The 23,018-nt window shown below is 42.8% G+C and carries 20 protein-coding genes; 13 read left to right on the top strand and 7 right to left on the bottom strand.

Features of this window, described 5'->3' with window-relative positions:
* The first annotated feature begins 92 nt into the window (after positions 1-92).
* Positions 93-284 (top strand): hypothetical protein, encoded by a 192-nt coding sequence (locus ABMY45_RS14330; RefSeq protein WP_095728048.1) that lies wholly within the window; start codon positions 93-95, stop codon positions 282-284.
* 7 nt (positions 285-291) lie between these two features.
* On the opposite strand, the gene ABMY45_RS14325 is transcribed toward ABMY45_RS14330, so the two are convergent.
* Entirely contained in the window at positions 292-861 is a 570-nt protein-coding gene (locus tag ABMY45_RS14325) for an alkylphosphonate utilization protein (RefSeq protein ID WP_235367956.1), read from the bottom strand.
* A gap of 107 nt (positions 862-968) precedes the next feature.
* Complete coding sequence (locus ABMY45_RS14320) at positions 969-1,706, bottom strand: transporter substrate-binding domain-containing protein (protein ID WP_235367955.1); 738 nt, start codon at positions 1,704-1,706, stop codon at positions 969-971.
* Positions 1,707-1,915: 209 nt separating this feature from the next.
* Here ABMY45_RS14320 and ABMY45_RS14315 point away from each other — a divergent pair, with 209 nt between their 5' ends.
* The gene (locus ABMY45_RS14315) at positions 1,916-3,193 is read left to right on the top strand and encodes an HDOD domain-containing protein (RefSeq protein WP_029215901.1); all 1,278 of its coding nucleotides are present in this window, start codon (positions 1,916-1,918) and stop codon (positions 3,191-3,193) included.
* Positions 3,194-3,307: 114 nt separating this feature from the next.
* On the opposite strand, the gene ABMY45_RS14310 is transcribed toward ABMY45_RS14315, so the two are convergent.
* The 3 genes from ABMY45_RS14310 to ABMY45_RS14300 all read right to left on the bottom strand — a co-directional run bounded on the left by ABMY45_RS14310 (position 3,308) and on the right by ABMY45_RS14300 (position 7,532).
* Positions 3,308-4,792, bottom strand: coding sequence for an exopolyphosphatase (locus tag ABMY45_RS14310; RefSeq protein ID WP_237116647.1), 1,485 nt, complete (start codon positions 4,790-4,792; stop codon positions 3,308-3,310).
* Between the two features lie 17 nt (positions 4,793-4,809).
* Positions 4,810-6,906 (bottom strand): polyphosphate kinase 1, encoded by a 2,097-nt coding sequence (ppk1, locus tag ABMY45_RS14305; RefSeq protein WP_235368009.1) that lies wholly within the window; start codon positions 6,904-6,906, stop codon positions 4,810-4,812.
* Between the two features lie 119 nt (positions 6,907-7,025).
* On the bottom strand, positions 7,026-7,532 hold the full coding sequence (locus ABMY45_RS14300) for an ACT domain-containing protein (RefSeq protein ID WP_010607154.1): 507 nt from the start codon (positions 7,530-7,532) through the stop codon (positions 7,026-7,028).
* A 305-nt stretch (positions 7,533-7,837) separates the two neighbouring features.
* Between ABMY45_RS14300 and ABMY45_RS14295 the strand changes: the two genes are divergently transcribed.
* The 10 genes from ABMY45_RS14295 to ABMY45_RS14250 all read left to right on the top strand — a co-directional run bounded on the left by ABMY45_RS14295 (position 7,838) and on the right by ABMY45_RS14250 (position 18,575).
* Positions 7,838-10,072: an ABC transporter permease subunit gene (locus ABMY45_RS14295; RefSeq protein ID WP_102057570.1), complete on the top strand. Its 2,235-nt coding sequence runs from the start codon at positions 7,838-7,840 to the stop codon at positions 10,070-10,072.
* Positions 10,073-10,087: 15 nt separating this feature from the next.
* On the top strand, positions 10,088-11,737 hold the full coding sequence (gene pstA / locus ABMY45_RS14290) for a phosphate ABC transporter permease PstA (RefSeq protein WP_010607156.1): 1,650 nt from the start codon (positions 10,088-10,090) through the stop codon (positions 11,735-11,737).
* Between the two features lie 27 nt (positions 11,738-11,764).
* Positions 11,765-12,592 (top strand): phosphate ABC transporter ATP-binding protein PstB, encoded by an 828-nt coding sequence (pstB, locus tag ABMY45_RS14285; RefSeq protein ID WP_010607157.1) that lies wholly within the window; start codon positions 11,765-11,767, stop codon positions 12,590-12,592.
* A 23-nt stretch (positions 12,593-12,615) separates the two neighbouring features.
* On the top strand, positions 12,616-13,317 hold the full coding sequence (gene phoU, locus ABMY45_RS14280; RefSeq protein ID WP_010607158.1) for a phosphate signaling complex protein PhoU: 702 nt from the start codon (positions 12,616-12,618) through the stop codon (positions 13,315-13,317).
* Between the two features lie 142 nt (positions 13,318-13,459).
* Positions 13,460-14,137, top strand: coding sequence for a TIGR00153 family protein (locus ABMY45_RS14275; RefSeq protein WP_010607159.1), 678 nt, complete (start codon positions 13,460-13,462; stop codon positions 14,135-14,137).
* 36 nt (positions 14,138-14,173) lie between these two features.
* Positions 14,174-15,442, top strand: coding sequence for an inorganic phosphate transporter (locus tag ABMY45_RS14270; protein ID WP_010607160.1), 1,269 nt, complete (start codon positions 14,174-14,176; stop codon positions 15,440-15,442).
* Positions 15,443-15,550: 108 nt separating this feature from the next.
* Positions 15,551-16,459: a hydrogen peroxide-inducible genes activator gene (locus tag ABMY45_RS14265; protein WP_010607161.1), complete on the top strand. Its 909-nt coding sequence runs from the start codon at positions 15,551-15,553 to the stop codon at positions 16,457-16,459.
* 124 nt (positions 16,460-16,583) lie between these two features.
* A complete protein-coding gene (locus ABMY45_RS14260; protein ID WP_349289032.1) occupies positions 16,584-17,123 on the top strand; it encodes an RNA polymerase sigma factor in 540 nt (179 codons plus the stop codon).
* Positions 17,116-17,688 (top strand): hypothetical protein, encoded by a 573-nt coding sequence (locus ABMY45_RS14255; RefSeq protein ID WP_349289031.1) that lies wholly within the window; start codon positions 17,116-17,118, stop codon positions 17,686-17,688. The genes ABMY45_RS14260 and ABMY45_RS14255 overlap by 8 nt, the downstream gene beginning before the upstream one ends.
* Entirely contained in the window at positions 17,685-18,575 is an 891-nt protein-coding gene (locus tag ABMY45_RS14250; RefSeq protein ID WP_206473670.1) for a hypothetical protein, read from the top strand. The genes ABMY45_RS14255 and ABMY45_RS14250 overlap by 4 nt, the downstream gene beginning before the upstream one ends.
* Before the next feature lie 107 nt (positions 18,576-18,682).
* Here the strand turns inward: ABMY45_RS14250 and ABMY45_RS14245 are convergent, their stop codons facing one another.
* Together ABMY45_RS14245 and ABMY45_RS14240 are read right to left on the bottom strand one after the other, a co-directional pair.
* Complete coding sequence (locus ABMY45_RS14245; RefSeq protein ID WP_010607165.1) at positions 18,683-18,880, bottom strand: hypothetical protein; 198 nt, start codon at positions 18,878-18,880, stop codon at positions 18,683-18,685.
* Between the two features lie 158 nt (positions 18,881-19,038).
* Positions 19,039-21,546: an EAL domain-containing protein gene (locus ABMY45_RS14240; RefSeq protein WP_174170601.1), complete on the bottom strand. Its 2,508-nt coding sequence runs from the start codon at positions 21,544-21,546 to the stop codon at positions 19,039-19,041.
* Positions 21,547-21,866: 320 nt separating this feature from the next.
* On the opposite strand from ABMY45_RS14240, the gene queA reads away from it, so the two are divergent.
* Positions 21,867-22,904, top strand: a complete 1,038-nt coding sequence (gene queA / locus ABMY45_RS14235; protein WP_010607167.1) for a tRNA preQ1(34) S-adenosylmethionine ribosyltransferase-isomerase QueA — start codon at positions 21,867-21,869, stop codon at positions 22,902-22,904.
* Positions 22,905-23,018 lie beyond the last annotated feature (114 nt).

Genomic DNA, 23,018 nt, shown 5'->3' with positions numbered 1-23,018 from the left:
TTTGTTTTTGCAGCAGTTTGATTGGTATTTGTACAAGGCAGAGCCTGCGTAGCATAGTTATTCTATGTGAGTCAGGCGAGAACACAGTAGAAATGCTAATCAAGCGCTGCCCTCTGGGTTCACCTGAGTGCGCTTTGTTCATTGTTGCTCAACTTTTGCCTAGATTACTAGGCGGCAAGTCGAGCGTCGCGACCAAAACACACTCAGGAGAACAAAAATCAAACAGCAAAGATCAACAGGCCCTAGTCGATAAAGTATTGAAGAGACTTAGCAGTTTATCTTAGGGCCTAGTTATTTCTTAACAAACTTCGTTAAAATAACGATGTTTTGACCTTCTACACGACCTTCAATATGCTCTGGGTTTGAAGGCGAGAGGCGAATGTTACGTACCGCAGTGCCGCGTTTTGCAACTAGGCTACTACCTTTAACATCCAAGTCTTTAATTAAAGTCACTGTGTCACCAGCACTCAGTTTCACCCCGTTACTGTCTAGGTGAACAAGGTCGTCATCCTCTGCAAGTGCTTGATCTGCCCATGCTCGAGTCTCATCTTCTAGATACAGCATGTCTAATGCATCTTGAGCCCAACCATTATCTGGCGCGAGGCGTTTAAGCATACGGTAGGCAACAACCTGAACGGCAGGAACTTGGCTCCACATACTATCGTTTAAACAGTGCCAATGGTTGGCTTCTAAATCCTGCTGACCTTCAACCTGTGGTTTGCACTGGCTACAAAGATAAACACATTTGTCAGAATGCGCCTCGGCGACTGGTGGTACTTCGTATACTTCGAGACCACCCGTTGAGGTGCATAGCTCACATTGATTGTTACTGCGCTCAGCAAGCGCGGCAGCGATAGTCATAATGATTTCCCAAGCTGTAAAAGCGCTATTATACCAAATGCGTCAATTGATGCTCAATTTATGGGAAGAATTTATGCGTATAACTTGATCTATATCCAGAGCAGTGGTTATCTGCCACCTTTTGCGTGCATAGGCAGTTGTGAAATATACTGCTGTTCTATTTTTTCAATTTCACCAGAGTGTTTAAGTTGTGTGATAGCTTGATTTATCCGCTTAAGTAATCCTTGATGCTTAGCTAACAGGCGTAGCTGCAACATCCCTTCTGAATGTAGCTGGTTGAAGCTAAAAGTAATACCAAGTTGTTCTGACCAATATAATGCGGGTAAATCACCAATGATAATATACTCAATCCGCCGTAAGTTTAAGGCCTGAAGTAGTTCCTTTTCGGATGCGAAATCAACTCGCTCGAATAATTGGTCATCATGGTAGTAGTAGCCTCTCACTGTGCCAACTTCGACACCCGCTAGGGTTAGTACTGGAGGTTGAGACTGACGGGTAACAACGTACTCTTTAATAGGTAGAATGGGGTCTGAATAGATAAATCTATCATCTTGCTTTTGCTGTTCGTTCAACCAATCTGGGCTGATAATATCAAAATCAATTTGCTGCTTTTCTAAATAAAAGTTAGTACGTTTAGCTGGGAGAAGTAAGTTTTCGCCTTTGATATTTGCCTTTACCAAAATGGCTTCCACCATTTCGGGTAGGATCCCGGGCGCATCTTCGCTGTGAGTAAAATAAGGGTAAAAGCTTCCCGAGCCACTTAAACTGTATTTTAAGTAGGGGACTTGTTCTGCCTTAGTCAAACCGGCAAAGGCGAATAACCAGACGATCAAAACTTGCTTCATGCACTCATCTTAGCTTAACTTTTCTTAGACAGGCAAGCCGCTGGCGTTCTGTGAATTAAAAGCCTACTCTTTATAAGGACTTAGTTTAATAAGTTGGTAACTTTTGGTTATAAGTGTTGTAAAATAGCGAAACTTTTTTATTGCTCGGGGCGTTACCATATTATACGCTCCATGATACGTGGTTTCCTTTTACCTAATAAAGGATACGAATGTTAATGAGTGGTCCGGTGACTGAAGTACGTAAATCAGCAGTGCAGTATATTGCACGACAGGCCATTTTGCGGCCAGATCAAGAAGTCTTTGCCTATGAGTTGCTTTACAGAGACTCAGATAACAATGCTTTCCCTGTAGGGGTGAGCGATGGGCAAGCGACTGGGCGAATGTTTTTTAACTCCTTAATGTTTATCGGCGTAGACCGTTTGGCCGCGGGACAGCTTGCCTTTATAAACCTATCCGACGAATCCTTGCTGCAGGAATTACCTAGCTTATTAGCGCCACAGAAAATTGTGGTGGAAATCGTTGAGCGCTCTAAAAATATTCCTTCACTGGTGAATACGGTGACTAAGTTAACAGAGAAAGGCTACCGCTTTGCGCTAGATGACTACGATGGCACGTCAAAGTGGGATCCGTTGTTACCACTCATGGAATTCGTCAAAATAGAGGTTGAGCAGCCAATTATAAAAACCAATATGACGGTAAAAAAGCTCAAGCGTCAGTATCCAGATATTAAGGTGATTGTTGAGCGTATCGAATCAAAAGAAGAGTTCGAGATCATCAAGTCATCTGGAGCTGACTTTTTCCAAGGTTTCTTTTTCGCCAAGCCTGAAATGCTCAACCATGGCAACGTGGAACCGTCGAAAATGGTGGTGTTTCAGCTGCTACAAGCAACAGCAAGAAAGTCTTTATGCTTCAAAGAAATACAAACTAGAGTAAGTAAAGATCTGAGTTTAACCGCACGACTGCTAAAACTGGCGAACGCGAAAGCCGGTGAAGACAGGTTAGAAATTAAGTCTATCTCTCAGGCCGTAGTGTATTTAGGTGAAGACGCAATTAGGCAGTTTGTTAAAGTACTCGCGTTGAGCGAATTGGGTTCAGATAAACCCAGTGAGCTGACAAGAATGGGGTTAACTCGTGCCAAGTTTGTGGAAACATTTTTGATGCCAGGGGGCGAAGAAATGGCTGAAACCGGCTATTTGCTTGGTCTTATGTCCATCCTTGACGTGATACTTGATGTTGATCTTGCAGTGATAGCAGCAGAATTTTCTCTCGATGATTCGCTTTCCAGCGCGTTACTGAGTTATCAAGGGTTGCTTGGTGGAGCGCTACGTTTAGCATTCGAAATTGAGCGCAATGACTGGCGAGAAGCAGAGCTTATTTTACAAGCCATTCGACCTGCTACACCGACCAATTATCTCTATGATATGGCGCTTTCTAGTCGAGCTTACGCAGATGAAATCCTCTCTATTGTGGCAGGTGATGAACAGTAGTTCTCACCTGTCAATGTGAGAAGGTAAGTAACCTGAGCTGTGGATAATTAGCGCCTTTCTAGCAACCTGTTTCAGTTCTAACGACGTCGAATTCCCTTCCAATAGCCAGCATACTTATCCAAAGCTCAGGTTAAATTGAATACCTATTGTTTTTAAGTAGTTTTGTTCTTGCTCTAAATCTGCTTGAAACAGTGAATGTGATTCGAGCCACTCAGTTGCTATGTGAAGTATCAAGGCGTTATCAACAGCCGTGATGCTGAGCTCTGGAAGTTGGTCTTGTTGACGTTTTTGGTTCACTAAAACGCTGAGACGAAACACAGCCAAAATACGGTTGAAGTGGATTAGCTCTTCTTCGATTAACTCTGTTAACTCTGGCATTTTTATCTTTTTTCGATAAAAGCGTACAAGTGCACTTAGCCTTAATTGCTGGGCTTGAGTAAAGCCTGGAAGTTGACTGTGCCTGACAATATAAGCACCGTGTTTATGCATGCCAGAAGAGTTAATGGCAAGCCCAACTTCGTGGAGTTTTGCTGCCCAACATAACATTTCGACATCATAAGAGGATAGTTGCCATTGCTCTTTTAGTTGAGTGGTAAAAAGTTTGATGGTTTCACAAATATTTTCGGCGTGTTGTTTATCAATATTATAGTGATCGCTGAACGTGTTAATTGTGCGAGTTCGAATATCAAACTCGTCGGTTTGATGCATTTCAAACAATAAACCTTCTCGCAATGCATATTCACTAAGGCGCATGCGCTCGAGTCCTAACTGTCTAAACAGTGCTATCAATACAGCAAGGCCGCCAGCAATACTGGTTTTTCGCTCCTCTGGTAGTGCTTTTAAGGAGACGTTGTCTATGTGTCCTGCATCAATAAATAACTGCTTAATTTGCTCCAAAATAGGGAGGGTAATTTCATCGGCTTGAGTGAGCTCGTGAACCATGGCTGCAATCGCTTTAATGGTACCAGAAGTACCGATAACGGTATTCCAGCCGAGTCTTAAGTAGCTCGCGGTAATACTTTCAATTTGTTGTTCTGCTTTTATTTCTGCCTTTTTGAATCGTTTTGCAGATAATTTACCATCAGCAAAGTAGGCTTTTTGCATGGTTACGCAGCCCACATTGCGACTACTTAACAGTTTGTGTGTAAGGTGCTGACCAATGACCAACTCTGTGCTGCCTCCACCGATGTCGATAACCAAACGGTTATGACTATCATGTTCATGGTTGGCGACCCCTTGGTAAATAAGACGAGCTTCTTCTTGACCTGAAATCACATTGATTGGATATGGAAAAACTTGTTTTGCCTTCGCGAGAAAATAATTAAGGTTTTTGCAATTTCGCAGCGTATAGGTTGCTACTACTTGCACGGACTCTTTCGGAAAATCATGTAGTGTCGTCGCAAATTGCGAGAGTGTATCTAATGCTCGGGCGATCGCGTCGTCACTTAAATTAAAATCATCATCAAGGCCCGCGGCCAAGTACACACGCTGCTTTTCTTTATGGAGGAGTTGAAGGCGACCATCTACTTCTCTTGCTACAACAAGGTGAAAACTATTTGAACCTATGTCCACTGCGGCAATAGAAGGGTAGTCGCGCATATATTCTTCCTCAACGGTTATTCTTTCGCTTCATTTAATTGGTGTAACTCCCATTTTTTTAAATGGTCATAAATCGCGATCTGAGAGCGAATTTTTTTACGGTTACCTCGGCGAACGTACAGATTCTTCTGTTCGGCGTCAATAATTCTGGCTTTGGTGCGATCTTTAAACTGCAGTTCAATAATATCGATAATTAGTTTCTTCAAATGCTCGGCATAAATAGGCGTGCCTACTTCAACTCGGTGGTCGAGGTTACGGGTCATCCAGTCTGCTGACGAAATATACACCTTGGGGTCGCCGTTATTATCGAAAATCATCACTCGCGGGTGTTCTAAGAAACGATCGACGATACTAATGATCTTTATATTATCGCTAAACTGTGCAAGGCCTGGTACAAGGGCACACATACCTCGCACAATGAGGCGGATCTTGACGCCTTTACGTGATGCTTCGTAAAGTTTATCAACGAGCTGCTTGTCAACTAAATTATTGATTTTAATTGTTACTTTTCCTGTTCTCCCTTGCTCTGCATGAGTTATCTCTTCATCGATCAACTCTACAATTCTACTGCGTGCATTGATGGGGGAAATCATCAGGTGTTCGAATTTAAACGGTAGATAACTACTCTCAATAAAGCGAAACACGCTATCGCATTCTTCCGTAATATCGGGGTGTTTGGTAAACAGACTGAAATCAGTATAAATCCGAGCCGTTTTTTCGTGGAAGTTACCCGTTCCTATGTGTGCATATTTGACGATTTTGCCTTTTTCTCTACGGTGAACCACACAAAGCTTACTATGGACCTTAAGCGCTGGTATGCCAATCATGACCTTAATACCGTATTCACTCATGAGTTTTGCCCACTCAATATTATTTTGCTCATCGAAGCGGGCTTTCAATTCAACCATCACGGTGACTTTTTTGCCATTTTTTGCTGCATTGATCAATGAAGCGATCAATCGAGATTGCTTTGCCACACGATAAATGTTGACCTTGATTTGCGTCACTCTGGGGTCAAACGCCGCTTGGCGGATATATTCCAGCATGTGATTAAAGGTATGGTAGGGGTAGTACAGTAAGATATCTTGAACTGAAATTGCGCGAAAGACGCTGCTATATTTTGAAAAGGCTGCACTTTTAAGCGGCGGCAGGGGCTTGTTTTCTAGATAGCCGCGACCAACATTTGGAAAAGAAATAAAATCTCGAAAATTGCGATATCTACCGCCTGGGATCATGGCATCTTGACCTGTCACTCCCAAGCGCTTTTTCATCAGCTTGATCATTTCTTCCGGCATAGATTCTTCATATACCAAGCGCACTGGTTCGGCATATAAGCGCTGTTTGAGACCTTTAGACATGGTATCTAACACGCCTTCTTCAAGCTCATCATCTAAGTTGTATTCAGCGTCACGAGTGAGTTTCATCGAATAGGCGTCAATGCGTTCAAATTTGAAGAAGCTCTTAAACACATCGGCTATAAAAAATCGAATAACGTCATCGAGCAACACAATCGTTTTATGCCGACGAGTTTTTTCTGGCGGCAGTTGGACAAAACGATTCAGGCGATCAGTAGGGACTTCCAAAAAAGCGTGATGCTGCTTTTCACCATTTAGCTCCACAAAAAGGTGGGTCATGGTGTCATTGATATTGTCTGAATAGTCCTTACTTTCGTTAATCATCATTGGCAATAGGTGAGGTAGTACTTGGTCTTTAAAATAGTTGGCTAGCCAATTCTTATGGAAATCCGATAGCGCATCCGGTTGCTTAATATGAATGTGATGCTCATTTAAGTCGATGAGGATCTGGTCATAAATAGCATTAAACTTTTTACCTAGTTCCAACACTTTCTTCTGAATGTCGGCGAGCAGTGCTTCGTCTTCGTCGAAATTCGTTTCAGGAAGGTTATTTAATAAGATACGGCGTTTTACATCTGCAACTCGTACTTGGAAAAACTCGTCTAAGTTGTTGGAAAATATACCAAGAAACCGGATCCGTTCAATGATCGGGTTGGTTGGGTCCTTGGCTTCTTGTAAAACACGTTCGTTAAAAGAGAGCCAGCTTAATTCTTTGGCAAAGTACGTGATAGTTTTATGCTCTGGAGATACGGCCTGCATGGTTCTTTCCATAGGTACAGCTTATTTTTACAGCTTAAGCAGGGTGTGTGACATAATTATGACAAACACAACGCGCCTGTCGTGTTTGTCATGTAACTATCATGAGTATAGTGAAGGTTTTAGCTTTCTTCTATGTCCACGATCAAATCACTGGTGATTGACTCGAGTGCTTCAATTACGTTTTCCTTGACCGTACCTGCGGGTAAAGTCACGGTTGCGAAAGCGCTGAAAATAGGCAGTCCCCAGTTTGGAGCACTACGTTGTTTTGAGGTTAGGTGCGTGATGTTTGCGCCTTTGTGACGAATAACCGTAGCAAGCTCTTGCACAATTCCCGGTCTATCGTTGCCTGTAATGATTAAATTTAATGTGTCTGGCTCATCCTGCACTTGCAAGCTTTCGCCTGATTCAACGCTAACGTCTAAACCAGGCAACTTATGCAATGCATCTTGTATTTCTTGCAAATGTTCTTCTGCAACTTCAACCTGTACGATGCCCGCGAATTGTCCGGCAAGATGGCTTAAGTTACTGGTTAACCAGTTGCCATGGTTAGAAAGAATAGTGGAAGAGATTTCCTCAACGAGACCCGGTCGGTCCTTACCTATAAGTGTTAATATTAACTGCTTCATATCATGTCTCTTTTTTTGTGGCGCCCGTGGGCGAAAAAACGAATTCGGCGCATGATTTAGACTAGTCTAAAAACTTACTTTGTCCAGTGTCTAAAAACACTTAATGTAAAGAAATGCAACGGAATTTTTGTATTTACTCTAGGCTAACAATCAGAGCACTTTTTGAGCCGATTAGTTCCATTATTTTTATAATGAATTTGAAGGCCAAGACCGATTGAAGAAAGTGCAATTGTGTCTCGGGTGTAACACAACTGTCATCTTGATGAAATATAATGCCCCCAATTTTTAAACCAAAGGGTATATTGATGACTTCAAATCCGCAAAAGCCATCCTTTAAAACGGATAGAAGCCGTCTCTTTAAAGACAGGTTTGCACAATTTGGCATTACTTCTGGTGGAGTAATGGTATTAGTCGCACTTTTACTTATCTTCTTCTACTTACTATATGTTGTTCAACCAATCTTTGAATCGGCAAAGGTTGAGAAGCGTATGGATATTCAGCTTACACAAGACAAAACATATTTAGGTGTAGGGGTAGAAGAACAAACGGAAATTGCGTACTTACTCGGCAGCAGAGGTTCGGTAGATTATTACCAGATCAAAGGTGAAAGCGCCGGTAAATTACTAGATACATTGGATGTTGAACTTGACGGTAATATTACAGCATTTGCAGAAAGTGCGCCTTTCTTAGGGCAATATGCATTTGGTCTGGATAACGGTCAGGTACAACTGGTGAAGCCGATGTTCACGGTAAGCTTTCCGGGAAATCAACGTGTCTTAACTCCTCGCTTAAGTTATCCACTTAATGCGAAGCAACTGATTGTTGATGAACAAGGGCAAGCAATTCGTAAATTCGCCTTTAGTCACTTCGAAGACAAAACCGCTGTTGTTGCACAGACTGCGGATAAACGTGTGATTTTTGCCTCCTTTGTTGCAGAAGAAAACATGTTTACTGGAGAGGTTGAATGGGCGGTTGAGCGTACCGAGCTAGATATTGATGGTCGCGTTGATGAGTTACTTATTTCTCCAGACACATCGCGCACATTTGTTCGCTCAGCAAATCAAGTTTACGTCTTTGATTCTCGCTATGCTTCTGAAGTTGAGTTATTCCAGTTGCTTGCTGCAAATGAAGAAAATGCCAACTTGGTCGATATGAACCTACTAGCGGGCGCCAACTCATTAATGCTTGCTAACGACAACGGTGAGGTTTCACAGTGGTTTGAAGTCAATACCGATGATGGACGCCAGTTTGCTAAAATCCGCTCTTTTGAGACGCCAAAGAGCAAACAGGTCAAACTATTTAGTGAATATTATCGTCGTACTTTCTTCACGACTAATGAAAATGGTCAATTAGGTCTATATTACACCACCAGTGAAGCGCACTTATGGCAAGGTAAAATCACAGATAAAGCTGTACAAAAGTTTGCGGTAGCACCACGTGCTAATGCGGCTTTGTTACTCGCCGATGATACGTTAACGGTGGTAGAACTACACAATGAACACCCGGAAGTAACTTGGTCTGCTTTGTGGCAAGAAGTGTGGTACGAAGGGTATCCTGAGCCTGCTTACACTTGGCAATCAACCTCTGCGAGTGATGACTTTGAGTCGAAATTCTCATTAGTGCCTATTTCATTTGGTACCATTAAAGCGGCGCTTTATGCCATGTTGTTTGCTGTTCCTATTGCATTAGCGTCAGCAATCTACACCGCCTATTTCATGTCGAGTGAATTACGCCGTGTGGTGAAACCAACAGTCGAGATAATGGAAGCACTACCAACGGTTATCTTGGGCTTCTTGGCGGGCCTTTGGCTTGCTCCTTTAATTGAAACGCATCTACCTGCCGTGGTTGCTTTATTGGTGCTATTGCCAATCGCGATGATAGCAACGGCATTTGGTTGGACTAAGCTACCTGCAAAAGTGAGACACGTTGTGCCTGAAGGCTGGCATTCAATCTTACTGATCCCCGTGGTGCTTATCGTAGGCTGGATTTCATTTGCCATGAGCGCTGGTATTGAGTCTTGGTTGTTTGGCGGTAATGTGCGTCAGTATCTAACCAATGAGTTAGGTCTAACATTTGACCAGCGTAACTCGCTAGTCGTGGGTATCGCGATGGGTTTTGCGGTTATTCCTACAATCTTTTCTATTGCAGAAGACGCGGTATTTAGCGTACCTAAGCACCTTTCTAATGGCTCATTAGCACTCGGTGCCACGCAGTGGCAGACTTTGGTTCGTGTTGTATTACTAACAGCAAGTCCTGGTATCTTCTCTGCGGTAATGATGGGTCTTGGCCGCGCCGTAGGGGAAACCATGATTGTATTGATGGCAACCGGTAACACGCCAATCATGGACTGGAGTATCTTCCAAGGTATGCGTACGCTTGCTGCAAACATTGCGGTGGAAATGCCGGAGTCTGAAGTTGGCAGCTCTCACTATCGCATCCTGTTCCTAGCTGCCTTTGTATTGTTTATTTTTACTTTCGTATTTAACACCGTTGCTGAGTTTGTTCGCCAGCAGCTGCGTGAAAAGTACAGCTCAATGTAATTGGAGTGACATGACATGGTAAAACAGTGGTTTAAGTCAGGTTCTCCGTGGATCTGGATGACAGGTGGCGCGGTCAGTATTAGTTTGATTTCAGTAATTGGACTACTTGCGATGATAGCGTGGAAAGGACTGAGCTTCTTTTGGCCATCAGAAGTTGTAGAAATGCATCTCGACGGTTCTGTTGCTAAGCAGACTGTTATTGGTGAAATATACGATCGTGAGATGGTACCAAAGTCTCGCCTTGAAGCGGCTGGATTCGACCTTTCAGGCTACAACAGCGAGCAAATCGAGCGTTTACTCATTAAAACGGGTAACCGTGAATACGTAGAACTTGATTTCCGTTGGGTGTTATCAACAGACATCAAAAGCCAGTCTACGCCAGCGGAATTAGCGGTATTTGAGCGTAGTAAAAATGGTAATTTCTATGGTTATGTTGCTCGCGTTTTAGAAGACGGTAAAGTAGTAACTGACCAGCCAATAGAAAGGTTACATGAGCTTGTTGAGCGTGCCGTTGACCTTAATGACGAGGCGCTTGATCTACAAAATAGCGAAATCGGGCACATTAACTATGAGCTTGAACGTCTACGTTTAAAAGAAAAGTCGTATCAACTCGATAATGACCTGACAGAGGAAAAGTTAGCAGAGTTAAATGCACGCCGTGCTGAGCTACGTGAAGATTACAAAGTCTTCGAAAAACGTTTATTTGAGCTAAGGAAGCAAGCAAAGCGTGACCAAGTTGTAGTGCGTGATATGCGTGGTGAAGAAGTGACTTTGCCGCTGTACCAAGTGTTGGACGTTTGGTTTCCAAATGACATGGGCTTTTTTGCCAAAGTGGGTCACTACTTAGTACAAATCAGCAAGTTTGTGAGCGATGATCCGCGTGAAGCAAATACCGAAGGTGGGGTATTCCCTGCAATCTTTGGTACGGTATTTATGGTTATGCTGATGGCGGTGATCGTGACCCCATTCGGTGTTATTGCCGCAATTTATCTTCATGAATATGCAGCAAAGAACGCTGTGACTAAGATGATCCGCATCGCGGTGATCAACCTTGCAGGTGTTCCATCCATTGTATATGGGGTGTTTGGCTTAGGATTCTTCGTTTATATGCTAGGTGGGTCAATTGACGAACTTTTCTACCCTGAGGCTGCGCCAAGTCCTGTATTTGGTACACCGGGTGTGATTTGGTCTGCACTTACACTTGCTATCCTTACTTTGCCAGTGGTTATTGTATCCACGGAAGAAGGTCTGTCTCGGATCCCAAGCTCAGTGCGTCATGGTTCACTTGCGCTTGGTGCGACTCAAGCTGAAACCCTATGGCGGATCATTGTACCAATGGCAAGTCCGGCAATTATGACTGGTCTTATTCTTGCTGTTGCGCGTGCAGCGGGTGAGGTAGCTCCTCTGATGTTGGTTGGTGTAGTAAAGATGGCACCTACACTACCACTAGACGGAAACTTCCCCTATATTCACTTGGATCGTAAGTTTATGCACTTAGGGTTCCATATTTATGATGTTGGCTTCCAAAGCCCGAATGTTGAAGCTGCTAGACCTTTGGTTTATGCAACCGCGTTCCTACTGGTTACGGTGATTATTGCACTGAATATCACAGCGATTGGTATTCGTAACCACTTACGCGAAAAATTCAGATCGTTAGAGCATTAATAGTAAAGATTTTTAATAGGTAAAAACATGATTACAGTAGCGCCAGAAGTCAATCAAGCAAACGGCAATAACAAGCTTGATTTAGCAAACTTAAGTCCAGAACTCACCGCACTAGAGATCAAAAACCTAGATCTTTACTATGGTGATAAACAAGCCCTTAGCAACGTTAATATGTTGATCCCAAAAGGGCAGGTAACCGCGTTTATCGGTCCATCAGGTTGTGGTAAGTCAACGTTACTGCGTTGTATTAACCGTATGAACGACCTTGTTGATAGCTGTCGTATTGAAGGAGAAATCAACCTTCAAGGACAGAACATTTATGACAAGAGCGTAGATGTTGCGGCACTGCGCCGTAACGTAGGTATGGTATTCCAAAGACCAAACCCTTTTCCTAAGTCTATTTATGAGAATGTGGTTTATGGTCTGCGTCTGCAAGGTATCAAAGATAAGCGTAAGTTAGACGAAGTGGTTGAAAAGTCACTCCGTGGCGCCGCACTTTGGGATGAAGTAAAAGACCGACTTCACGACAGCGCATTTGGTTTATCTGGTGGTCAGCAGCAGCGTTTGGTGATTGCTCGCTCTATCGCGATTGAACCAGAAGTATTGTTACTTGATGAACCAACATCAGCACTCGATCCGATTTCAACATTGGTTATCGAAGAACTCATTAACGACCTGAAAAACAAGTATACTGTAGTTATCGTTACACATAACATGCAACAAGCTGCGCGTGTATCTGATCAAACTGCGTTTATGTACATGGGTGAGTTAATTGAGTATGCAGATACCAATACCTTATTCACCACGCCGTCTAAGAAGAAAACAGAAGACTATATTACAGGTCGTTACGGTTAAGGCGAGCTTGCGAGGAGAATATAATGGAACACAATATTAATAAGCACATTTCTGGCCGCTTTAATGAAGAGCTAGAAAACGTGAGAAACCACGTACTCAGTATGGGTGGATTAGTAGAGCAGCAATTAAACACTGCGCTTGATGCGGTTAATCACAATGATGCTGAAAAAGCGAAAAAAGTCAGTCAGAACGACTACAAAGTCAATGCGATGGAAGTGAATATTGACGAAGAATGTACACGTATCATCGCGAAAAGGCAGCCTGCAGCCAGTGACTTGCGTTTGGTTGTTGCCATCGCAAAAACGATTGCAGATCTTGAACGTATCGGAGACGAAGCGGAGCGTATTGCTAAAGTTGCATTGGATTCGTTTACCAAAGATCAGCAAGATCTATTGGTGAATATTGACAATATGGGTCGCCAAGTGTCACAAATGCTGCATGATGTGCTCGATGCGTTTGCCCGGATGGACGCGCAAAAGGCATTTGAAGTGCATAAAGCCGATGCTAAAGTGGATCGTGAATATGAAGCAGTAACACGTCAAATTATGACCTATATGATGGAAGATCCACGCTCTATTCCAAAAATTATGGATTTAATTTGGTCTGTGCGCTCACTAGAGCGGATTGGCGATCGTTGTCAGAATATTGCGGAATATGTGATTTATTTCGTAAATGGCAAAGATATTCGTCATACATCTCAAGAAGATATCGCAAAAACCTTGTGATGCTTATCAATTAGTTGCGCGCTTTCGGCGCGCAATTTCATAGTAAGTTCATCTAAACTTGCAATAAAACCGTTCACAACAGCGCTCAATGCTGTAAAATTACACTTTGCACATGCATACAAATATGATTTAAGGGTCAGTTATGCCTAGTAACGCGTTTTTAGGGGTATTTGCTAAATCTCCTATTAAGCCAATTGAAGAGCATATAAAAATAGTCCATCAAGCCAGTGCGGCTTTGATCCCATTTTTTAACCATGTCTTCAAAGGGGAGTGGACAGAAGCGGATGCAATTCGCATTGAAATCCGCAACCTAGAGCGTGAAGCAGATGAACTAAAACGTGAAGTACGTTTACATTTGCCTCGTGGTTTATTCATGCCAGTAGAACGGACTGACTTACTGGAACTTATCACCCACCAAGATAAGATAGCCAACAAAGCGAAAGATATCGCAGGTCGCGTTATCGGTCGTGAAATGGTCATCCCTGAATCCATTCAAAAAGATTTTCTTGCTTACGTCACTCGTTGTGTGGACGCAACTAAACAAGCATCAGAAGCGATTAATGAGTTTGATGAACTGCTTGAGACAGGCTTTAGAGGCCGTGAAGTCACTTTAGTTGAAAAAATGCTAGTTGAGCTCGATGCCATCGAGCAAGATACCGACGATATGCAAATTAAAATTCGTCGAGAGTTACGCGCTGTTGAAAGCGAGCTTAACCCAATTGATGCGATGTTTTTATACAAGATCATCGAATGGGTCGGTGGGCTTGCAGATATCGCAGAGCGCGTTGGTTCACGTCTTGAGCTGATGTTAGCTCGTTAATAAAAATCGATCTTTTAAAATAAAGTAAGGTTTCTTATGGATATCATTGCATCCTACGGCACAGTATTGGTTTTAATTGCCGCAGCAGTTGGTTTCTTTATGGCTTATGGTATTGGCGCAAACGATGTTGCGAATGCTATGGGTACTTCGGTAGGTTCAAAAGCACTTACCATCAAACAAGCAATTATCATTGCTATGATCTTTGAATTCGCTGGTGCTTATCTTGCAGGTGGTGAGGTAACATCAACGATCCGAAAAGGGATTATAGATTCAACCCCTTTCATTGATATTCCTGAACTGATGATATTAGGAATGATCTCCGCGCTTTTTGCTGCAGGCGCATGGTTATTAATGGCTTCAATGCTAGGTTGGCCGGTATCTACGACGCACTCAATCATAGGTGCAATCATTGGTTTTGCGCTAGTAGCTGTGGGCAGCGAAGCAATCCAATGGGGCAAAGTTGCTGGCATTGTTGGGAGCTGGATTGTCACCCCTGCCATCTCTGGCTTTATTGCTTACCTCATCTTTATGAGTGCCCAAAAGCTCATTTTTGATACCAATAAGCCACTAGAAAACGCCAAACGCTTTGTGCCTATTTACATGGGTCTAGCGGGCTTTGTTATGTCTTTGGTTACAATCAAAAAAGGTCTTAAGCATATTGGTATCAAGCTTGGCACATTCGAAGGTTTTGCGCTTGCTATCGGTATCGCTATTATCATTGCTATTATCGGTAAGATTGCGATTTCTAAGCTGAAAATGGATCCTAATGCAGACAAGCAAATGCAGTTCAACAATGTTGAAAAAGTATTCGCTATCCTTATGGTACTAACAGCATGTTGTATGGCATTCGCGCATGGTTCGAATGACGTTGCTAACGCAATTGGTCCATTAGCTGCAGTGGTAAACATTGTTGAAAACGACGGTGAAATTGCTAAGAAAGCGGCACTCGCTTGGTGGATCTTACCGCTAGGTGGTTTAGGTATTGTTGCGGGTCTTGCGATCCTTGGTAAGAAAGTTATCAAGACTATCGGTGAAGGCATCACGCATCTTACTCCTAGCCGTGGCTTCGCAGCAGAGCTTGCAGCTGCTTCAACAGTCGTAATCGCATCAGGCACAGGCCTACCAATCTCTACAACTCAAACCTTAGTTGGTGCGGTATTGGGTGTGGGTATGGCACGTGGTATTGCGGCATTAAACATGGGTGTTATTCGTAACATCGTAGTTTCTTGGGTAATTACATTGCCAGTTGGTGCTGCCCTTGCTATTGTTATATTCTATATTTTGAGATTAGTGTTCGGCGTATAAAAATAAACCGCACTTTTCAAAAAGACAGACTTTTAGCTTGAAAAGATCTCAACACCTTTGGTGTTGGGGTCTTTTTATTTGTGCTGTTGAAAATTAAGAGTAAAGCTTGTGACGAATTTACCTAGTATCAAACAACTACAATACCTGCTTGCGGTGCATCAGCACCAACATTTTGGTCGTGCAGCGGAAGCATGCTTTATCGGCCAATCGACGCTAAGTAGCGCGATACAAAACCTTGAAGAGACATTGGGATGTCAGCTAATTGAACGCGAAAATCGCAGCCTAATGTTTACCGATATTGGTGAGGAAGTGGTTGAACGAGCGCGGAAAATTATCGACGACACCATGAGCGTTAAAGAGCTGACTAAAAGCTATAAAAATCCATTATCTGGTAAGTTGACGTTAGGGATCATTCCCACCATTGCGAGTTTTATTGCTGCGCCACTTTATCAGGCGTGTAAAAAGGAGTTTGCAGCACTTAATTTGGTACTGGTTGAAGATACCAGTGATAACTTACTGGACAAATTAGAACATGGCCATATTGATATGGCCATGTTAGCGCTGCCATATAGAACCGATAAGTTTCATACTCAAGTGCTCGCAAAAGATCACTTTAGCTTGGTTCGCCATACCGAGTACAGCGTACCAGAGCCGATTGAGGACTTTAACCTGTTACCTGAGCAAAGTGTATTTTTACTTGAAAAAGAGCACTGTATGACGGGACATGCTCTTAGCGCTTGCCACTTAAACCGTAGCGCGTGCATTAATCCATTTGAGGCGGCAAACCTACATACTTTATTAAGTATGGTGGAATATAAAAATGGCGTAACGTTTTTACCTCAAATGGCGATCAATGCAGGGATTTTGGAAGGGAAACCTTTAGTGGCTATGCCACCACAAGATCATGCATATCGTGAGATTGGCTTAATTTGGCGTCGTACTACGGGGCGGATCAGAGATTTTAGACTGTTTAGCGACTTTGTTGGTGGCTACATCAGCGGCCAATGTCAGCCATAGTAATAGTAATGATAAGAAGCACCCCCTCGGTGCTTTTTTTTTTCAAAAAACTTTCCCGTCTGAACAACTTTTTTTGCAGCCGCTACGATTAATAGTTAGTGAGAAGATTGGATGAGTGAACTGCGTGTTTTTTAATAGCGAAAAACAATTAATAAAAAGAGCACTGCAAGGTAATCAAAGAGCATGGTCAAAGCTTTGCGCCCAGCATCATAGCCGTGTGTATAACCAATGCTTGAGGCTGGTTGGTAACCCGCAAGACGCGCTAGATATAGCTCAAGATGTATTTTTAAGTATGTATCGAAATCTGCATACCTTTAATGGTGATGCTAAGTTCTCGACTTGGGTATTTAAAATCACCCATGCAAGGATAGTGGATCACATGCGAAAACATAAGTTTGAATCGATTGAAGGTAAAGAACCTGAGGCGCCGCAACACGGACCTGACAGCAAAATAGTGCAACAACAAAGTAACGAAGAGATATATATTGCGCTGAAACAACTACCATTTGAGCAGCGCATTGTCGTGGAGCTAAAGTTTTTCCAGCACTACACCTTTGATGAAATTGCACAGCAGCTTGAGTTATCAAGTAATACGGTGAAGGCTAGGCTATACAGTGCGTTAGGTAAGATGAAAGGGCAACTAGAGGTGCAGAATCATGGCTAAATTAGCACACTTATTTGAGCTGTGGCTAGATGGCAAAGTGCTGTCTGAGGCAGAGTTGGCCGAACTTCAGGCAGATAGTGAATATCGAGAAATGATGAGTGCTGCTATTACTTGGCAACAGCGAGCTGCTAGCTTCGAAGAGCAAGCGCCACCCCCACAGCTCACTTTGCAGCATCAAACTCGCGCTTGGCCAGTGGCTGCCGTCGCAGCTTGGCTGGTCGTTGGGCTTGGTGTGTCTGGACTTTGGCTACAGAACTTAGGCTTACATCAACAGTTGAGTGCTCAACAAACACAACTGGCACAGCAGCAAAGCGCTATGCAGGCCATGCTTGCAAAACTTGATGAGACTAAGCCTATAGATCAAGCTACGCTTGCCAAATTAGCAACGCAAGTGGTTGAACAAAATCGTAAAGAGCGCAGTTTGGCAATGAATAATCTCGTTGATCTGATCCAAGCACAAAGAGCGCAAGATCAAGCCCTACTTAGGCTGCAATTGAATGAATTGGCAGAGCAAGTAGAGCAAACACCGACACAAAATTTAGCACAGTATCGAGGTAAACCATGAAGTTAATTCCACTTTGTTTTGGCGCTGTCGCAGCCATTGCTACAAGCTTTGCTCAGGCCCAAGTTGTTGATGAAGCGCTAAAGCGTGAGGTTGCTATTTTTGAGCGGGTATTAATGAGTGCACTACAGCATGATACACAAGATCAAGTTCGTAGTGTTTCTGGCTATTATTTAAAAGATCAGGGAGTTGTGTTTGAACTGGCATTAAAACGCCGGCACCGTTTAGAGTGGATTTCTCATATCGATAATCTGGATGATGTGGCTGCAATAGGGGAGTTTGAACTGCCGGAATTTGATATGGACATCGCGGAGATTGAGATTTCACAGCCGATAGCTGAAGCTTTTTCTCAAGCTTATTCGGATGCAGCTGAGAAAGTGAGAGCAGGAGCCGAGAAGGTCCGCGAAGCCGTAGAGCAAGAAAGAGAGAATAGAATTCAATTGAGGGAACTTGAACGCCAAAAAGCGGAGCTGGAGTTTGCGAAAAGGCACGAAAGTGAGGATCAAGTAAAAGAATTTACGGAGTCATTGAGAGAAGTTGAGAAACGCATAGAAAAGCTTTCACTTAAGGATTCGGAATTAAAAGAGCTTAAGGATAAGCTGAAAGCAAGTCTTGAAGCTTCTCGGGTCAAACGAGCGAAAGAGAAAGCAGAAAAGCAGCAGGCGCTTGAAAAAATGCTAGTAACCAGCTTAGCCCGAAGTTTATGTGACTATGGTGCAGGTTTAAGAAGTTTACCTAGAGATGAGCATATAAGCTTTATTTACAATGAACTCAGCAACCCAAACAATAAACAGGTGTTTGTTTATCCAAAATCCTTGGTGCAGCAATGTGTAAAAGGTGAGAAAACGGCTAAGCAGCTTGCCGAGATAGTAACTAGCTATCGCTTTTAGTTAGCCTAATTTTGGGATAAAAAGCGCCTTCTTCGAACTTGGGGGCAAGAAAATGACAACACAAAAAACAGCATGGCTGCATGCTGTTTTGTTTTAAAAAGGAGCTATTAAGCCTGCTCGATGTTTTTTGCAGTAGTTAAATTTGGTAAAAAGAGTAAGTAAACCCAAACCACTAGATTAAAGTAGGGTAGCAAACCGAGCCCTGTGAACAATTTTACCGGATATCCTTTTGTGTTGGCATAGCGGTAACATTGATAAGCAATGAGCAAGTTTGCAAGTAGTAAAAACAGTGATAATGACAGCATAATTTACCCCTTGAAGTCCATAGCAAGATGTAACTCAATCCTTTGAATGTCTATAAAATTAAGGTGTTACCTTAAAATTTGGTGACATTTTAAACTGGTATCTTTAATTATAGTGGACTTTGCAAGAAGTAAAAGTAACCTTTAGTATAAAAATGTTACTACGCTGTTTTTAGAGATAAAATAGTTTTTGCACTGCTCGCTAGTTGTTCAATAGGGAGCGGTCTAGAGATAAAGTAACCCTGTCCATAGTCCACACCTATTTCCTTAAGTTGTTGAAATATTTCTTTGTTTTCGACATATTCGGCAACTGAACACTTATCTAACGAGTGACTAATATCGTTTACAGCTTTGACCAGCGCCAGGTCAATTGGGTCGTTGAGCATGTCTCGAACAAAGGAGCCATCTATTTTAACATGCTGTGCGGGTAGCTGTTTTAGGTAGCTAAAAGTGCTGAAGCCTGTCCCGAAATCATCAATAGCGAAATGACAACCAAGATCGTTCAGATTTTTAATCATTGTCTGGGTTGCGTTAAGGTTATTGATACTGGCAGATTCTGTGATTTCAAAAATAACGCGATTAGCTGAAACTTGATGCTCTTTTAAACAGGCCTGAATGTGGGGTTGCAGTCGTTCATCTAAAAATGAATGAGCAGATAAATTAATCGCCACTTGGCTCAAAATCTCATGTTCAGCCAGTGCTTTAATGGCAGTTCTGATCACACATTGATCCATCAAAAATGTATCATTAAGTAGCTCTAATGCAGGAATAAACTGATTTGGGTAAACTGTCTCACCGTTAATCTTTAATCTAAGCAGTGCTTCGTAATAGGCTATTTGTTGTTTTTTGAAATCCCAGATCGGTTGATAGTGGAGTTCTATGCTGTCGTTCTGAAGCGCTTGCCTAACACTATGGCCCCATTCTAAACCGGTTTGCAGTGTTTGGTTTTGTTCATCTTCTTTATTATAACAATGAACCAAGTTGCGGCCGAGATTCTTGGCGATATAAAGGGCTATGTCAGCTTGTTTCAAACACTCGCTGGGATCCGCATTTTCATTGGTAATTTGCGTTAACCCGATAGAACAACTGAGAGAGTATGCATTATTTTCAAAGTGAAATTTATGTTCTTCGATAGCCATGCAAATGCTTTCAGCGCACATATGAGCATCAAGTAAATTGGTGTGCTTAAGCAGTACAGCAAATTCGTCTCCACCAATACGGAAAGTGAGATGCTCTTCACCTATTTTGTCACCAAACAACTCAGATACTTCTTTGAGTACAATATCTCCTTGCTGATGGCCTTTACTGTCATTGATGATCTTAAAGTGATCTAAGTCGATGTAAATTAGTGCATGTTCTATCTCTTGTGCAGACTTTACTTCATTGCACAGCTGATTCAGTTGTTGGTCGAAGTAGTAGCGGTTGTGTAAGCCGGTAAGCGTATCATGCAATGCTAAGTGTCTGAGTTGCAGCTCAGCTTGCTTGCGTTCGTGAATATTATCGAGTGTTGCAGTTATTGCGACCGAACTTGAGGTATTCTTGATAAGTTGTAGGCGACACTCGACCCACACTAGATGTCCTGCTTTGTGGCAGAGTTGCAGCTCTAATTGCGCATGTTGCCTGACTCCATTTTGAATTTCTTGAATGACTTTGTTGAAGGTCGGCAATTCATCTTTGGCAATATAATCGCGGAGCTGGGTATTGAGGCTTGACTTAATACCAAAGCCTGAGAGGTATTCCCATGCTGGGTTTATAAAGCGGATCGCGCCTTCCAATTCCAATTCAACGACAACTGTTCTCAGGTGGAGTAAAATCCGTTGGTGTGCAGAAAACAAATCTTTATAGCGACTTTCACTGCGACTGAGTTGCTCGACTTTATTAGCAAACTCGGCATAGCTCACCATAAAATCTTCTCGCCGCGCTGCATGGTCGCATACTTTGCTTAAAAAGGGCATATCGTATGGTGCTCGAACAAAGTCGGTAACACCTAACAATAATAGTTGTTCGGCATGGTCGGCATCGCGTTTGTCAATAATGGTTACAATGGCTTGGCTTGGACGATGTTTGAGAATACTTTCGACTAAGCTTTCTGCGGAACCTGATAAATCAGACGTAGTGTCCATTAAAACAATGGCGTAATGATCTTGTAGAAATAGTGATAAAGCGCTGGCCGCCGAGCTTACATGTGTGCAAACGAAATTGTGCGATAGGTGCTCACATATTTTTTGCGCACGTTGTTGGTTGGGCTCTAACAACAGCAAGTTGAGGCGGCTGCTTTTATCTAAATGCGTTGACAACACATTGGCCAAAATTTGCGGCAACATGTCTTGACGTTCAAATGGCAGCACGGCATCAATACTGTAGCTACGAGCGGTGGTTTCGGCTATTCGTTCACAATAAGTCGGTGGAATAAGTACGATGGGTGTATTTTTGGGCGTTGCCAGCAGACCTGAGCGGATCATGCGCGAGAATCGCCATCCGTCAATTTTGCCAACATCCAAGCCGGTGATCACTAGATCTACAGCTTGCGTCTTTAGTAAGCTTAGGGCATCTTGAGAGTCGGATTTGGCAATGATAGTAAAGACATCTAATGCACTAAGAGTTTTAGTCAAGGTTTGACGCTCGTGAGCACTGGCGTTAACAATGAGCAACGTTAGTTGTCTAGACACAATAAAAAAACCTCACCAGATACTGCGACACAATCATTGGGCTTGTCTTAAAGTTAGCAAATCGTACTTAACCGCTGCTTGATAATAATCAAACAGTGACACGAACTTTGCTCGGTAATCATAGCCGATAGCGATAAGTTATTGTTTAAACGTAAAGAATAAAGAACGTACTAAACAAAGGTGCACACCGTACAAAATTTTACATGGTGATTACCGTTTTAGACTCGCTAGGTTAAAGGTATTTACGCAAGGTTACAAGCACTTGATTTCGCCAAAACACCGCACTAGACTTGGCGCACTTTTAGAAATGAGGCCTTTCCATGCGCGTAGCAGACTTTAGTTTTGATCTTCCTGATGAGTTGATTGCCAGACACCCAATGAAGGAACGCTCTAGCAGTCGTCTTCTTACCTTAAATGGCAATAGTGGTGAAATAGAACACAAAGTATTTAGAGATATTTTGGCACTCATTAATCCAGAAGACTTAATTATCTTTAATAACACTAAAGTTATTCCTGCTCGTATGTTTGGTCAAAAAGCCAGTGGTGGAAAACTAGAAGTACTGGTTGAGCGCGTTGTAGATGAGCGGACTGTGCTTGCTCATGTAAGAGCGAGCAAGTCGCCAAAACCTGGTACTAAAATTGAGCTTGAAGGCCAAGCAACCGCAGAAATGGTTCAGCGCCACGGTGAATTATTTGAGTTGAGATTCGAGGGCGAAGAAAATGTATTGGCTATTTTAGATAAAATTGGCCATATGCCTTTACCTCCTTATATCGACAGACCGGATGATGAAGAAGATAAAGAGCGTTATCAGACTGTGTATGGTGAGAAACCAGGCGCAGTCGCTGCACCTACCGCCGGACTGCACTTTGATGATGAATTGATGGCTAAGCTAAAAGACAAAGGTGTTGAGATGGCCTTTGTTACTTTACACGTGGGCGCAGGTACGTTCCAGCCGGTGCGAGTCGATTCGGTGGAAGAGCATGTTATGCACTCAGAATATATCGAGGTCTCAGCAGAAGTCGTGGAGGCAATCAAAGCGGCAAAAGCCAGAGGAGGACGCGTCATCGCGGTAGGTACTACGTCGGTGCGCTCACTTGAGTCTGCGGCTAAAGCAAACGGCGGTGAAATTGCTCCACTTTACGGCGATACCGATATTTTTATTTATCCGGGCTACCGTTTTAACGTGGTAGATGCAATGGTGACTAACTTTCACTTACCAGAATCAACGCTAATCATGTTAGTGAGTGCGTTTGCAGGGCAACAGCATATTATGAAGGCTTACCAAACCGCCATTGAACAGAAATACCGCTTCTTTAGTTACGGTGATGCGATGTTCTTGCAAAAGCAAGATAAGTAACTCACGCCATACAACTATTAAAATGCCCAGTGTTGCTGGGCATTTTGCGTTTTATGGCTGTAAAGTTGCAAGCTCGATATGGACTTTGTGTTTTTTATCCCAATATTAGAATTG

Source organism: Pseudoalteromonas sp. XMcav11-Q (assembly GCF_040104525.1).
Lineage (GTDB): Bacteria > Pseudomonadota > Gammaproteobacteria > Enterobacterales > Alteromonadaceae > Pseudoalteromonas.
Note: the sequence above shows the minus strand (reverse complement) of the source record. Positions and strands in the feature narration are given on the sequence as shown.

What these genes read in the sequence shown, in the direction of transcription:
- ABMY45_RS14320 (WP_235367955.1), bottom strand. Translation starts at nt 1,706, where the DNA reads ATGAAGCAAGTTTTGATCGTCTGGTTATTCGCCTTTGCCGGTTTGACT.
- ABMY45_RS14270 (WP_010607160.1), top strand. Translation starts at nt 14,174, where the DNA reads ATGGATATCATTGCATCCTACGGCACAGTATTGGTTTTAATTGCCGCA.
- ppk1 (WP_235368009.1), bottom strand. Translation starts at nt 6,906, where the DNA reads ATGCAGGCCGTATCTCCAGAGCATAAAACTATCACGTACTTTGCCAAA.
- ABMY45_RS14245 (WP_010607165.1), bottom strand. Translation starts at nt 18,880, where the DNA reads ATGCTGTCATTATCACTGTTTTTACTACTTGCAAACTTGCTCATTGCT.
- ABMY45_RS14325 (WP_235367956.1), bottom strand. Translation starts at nt 861, where the DNA reads ATGACTATCGCTGCCGCGCTTGCTGAGCGCAGTAACAATCAATGTGAG.
- ABMY45_RS14315 (WP_029215901.1), top strand. Translation starts at nt 1,916, where the DNA reads ATGTTAATGAGTGGTCCGGTGACTGAAGTACGTAAATCAGCAGTGCAG.
- pstA (WP_010607156.1), top strand. Translation starts at nt 10,088, where the DNA reads ATGGTAAAACAGTGGTTTAAGTCAGGTTCTCCGTGGATCTGGATGACA.
- ABMY45_RS14275 (WP_010607159.1), top strand. Translation starts at nt 13,460, where the DNA reads ATGCCTAGTAACGCGTTTTTAGGGGTATTTGCTAAATCTCCTATTAAG.
- ABMY45_RS14330 (WP_095728048.1), top strand. Translation starts at nt 93, where the DNA reads ATGCTAATCAAGCGCTGCCCTCTGGGTTCACCTGAGTGCGCTTTGTTC.
- ABMY45_RS14255 (WP_349289031.1), top strand. Translation starts at nt 17,116, where the DNA reads ATGGCTAAATTAGCACACTTATTTGAGCTGTGGCTAGATGGCAAAGTG.
- phoU (WP_010607158.1), top strand. Translation starts at nt 12,616, where the DNA reads ATGGAACACAATATTAATAAGCACATTTCTGGCCGCTTTAATGAAGAG.
- pstB (WP_010607157.1), top strand. Translation starts at nt 11,765, where the DNA reads ATGATTACAGTAGCGCCAGAAGTCAATCAAGCAAACGGCAATAACAAG.
- ABMY45_RS14300 (WP_010607154.1), bottom strand. Translation starts at nt 7,532, where the DNA reads ATGAAGCAGTTAATATTAACACTTATAGGTAAGGACCGACCGGGTCTC.
- queA (WP_010607167.1), top strand. Translation starts at nt 21,867, where the DNA reads ATGCGCGTAGCAGACTTTAGTTTTGATCTTCCTGATGAGTTGATTGCC.
- ABMY45_RS14310 (WP_237116647.1), bottom strand. Translation starts at nt 4,792, where the DNA reads ATGCGCGACTACCCTTCTATTGCCGCAGTGGACATAGGTTCAAATAGT.
- ABMY45_RS14295 (WP_102057570.1), top strand. Translation starts at nt 7,838, where the DNA reads ATGACTTCAAATCCGCAAAAGCCATCCTTTAAAACGGATAGAAGCCGT.
- ABMY45_RS14250 (WP_206473670.1), top strand. Translation starts at nt 17,685, where the DNA reads ATGAAGTTAATTCCACTTTGTTTTGGCGCTGTCGCAGCCATTGCTACA.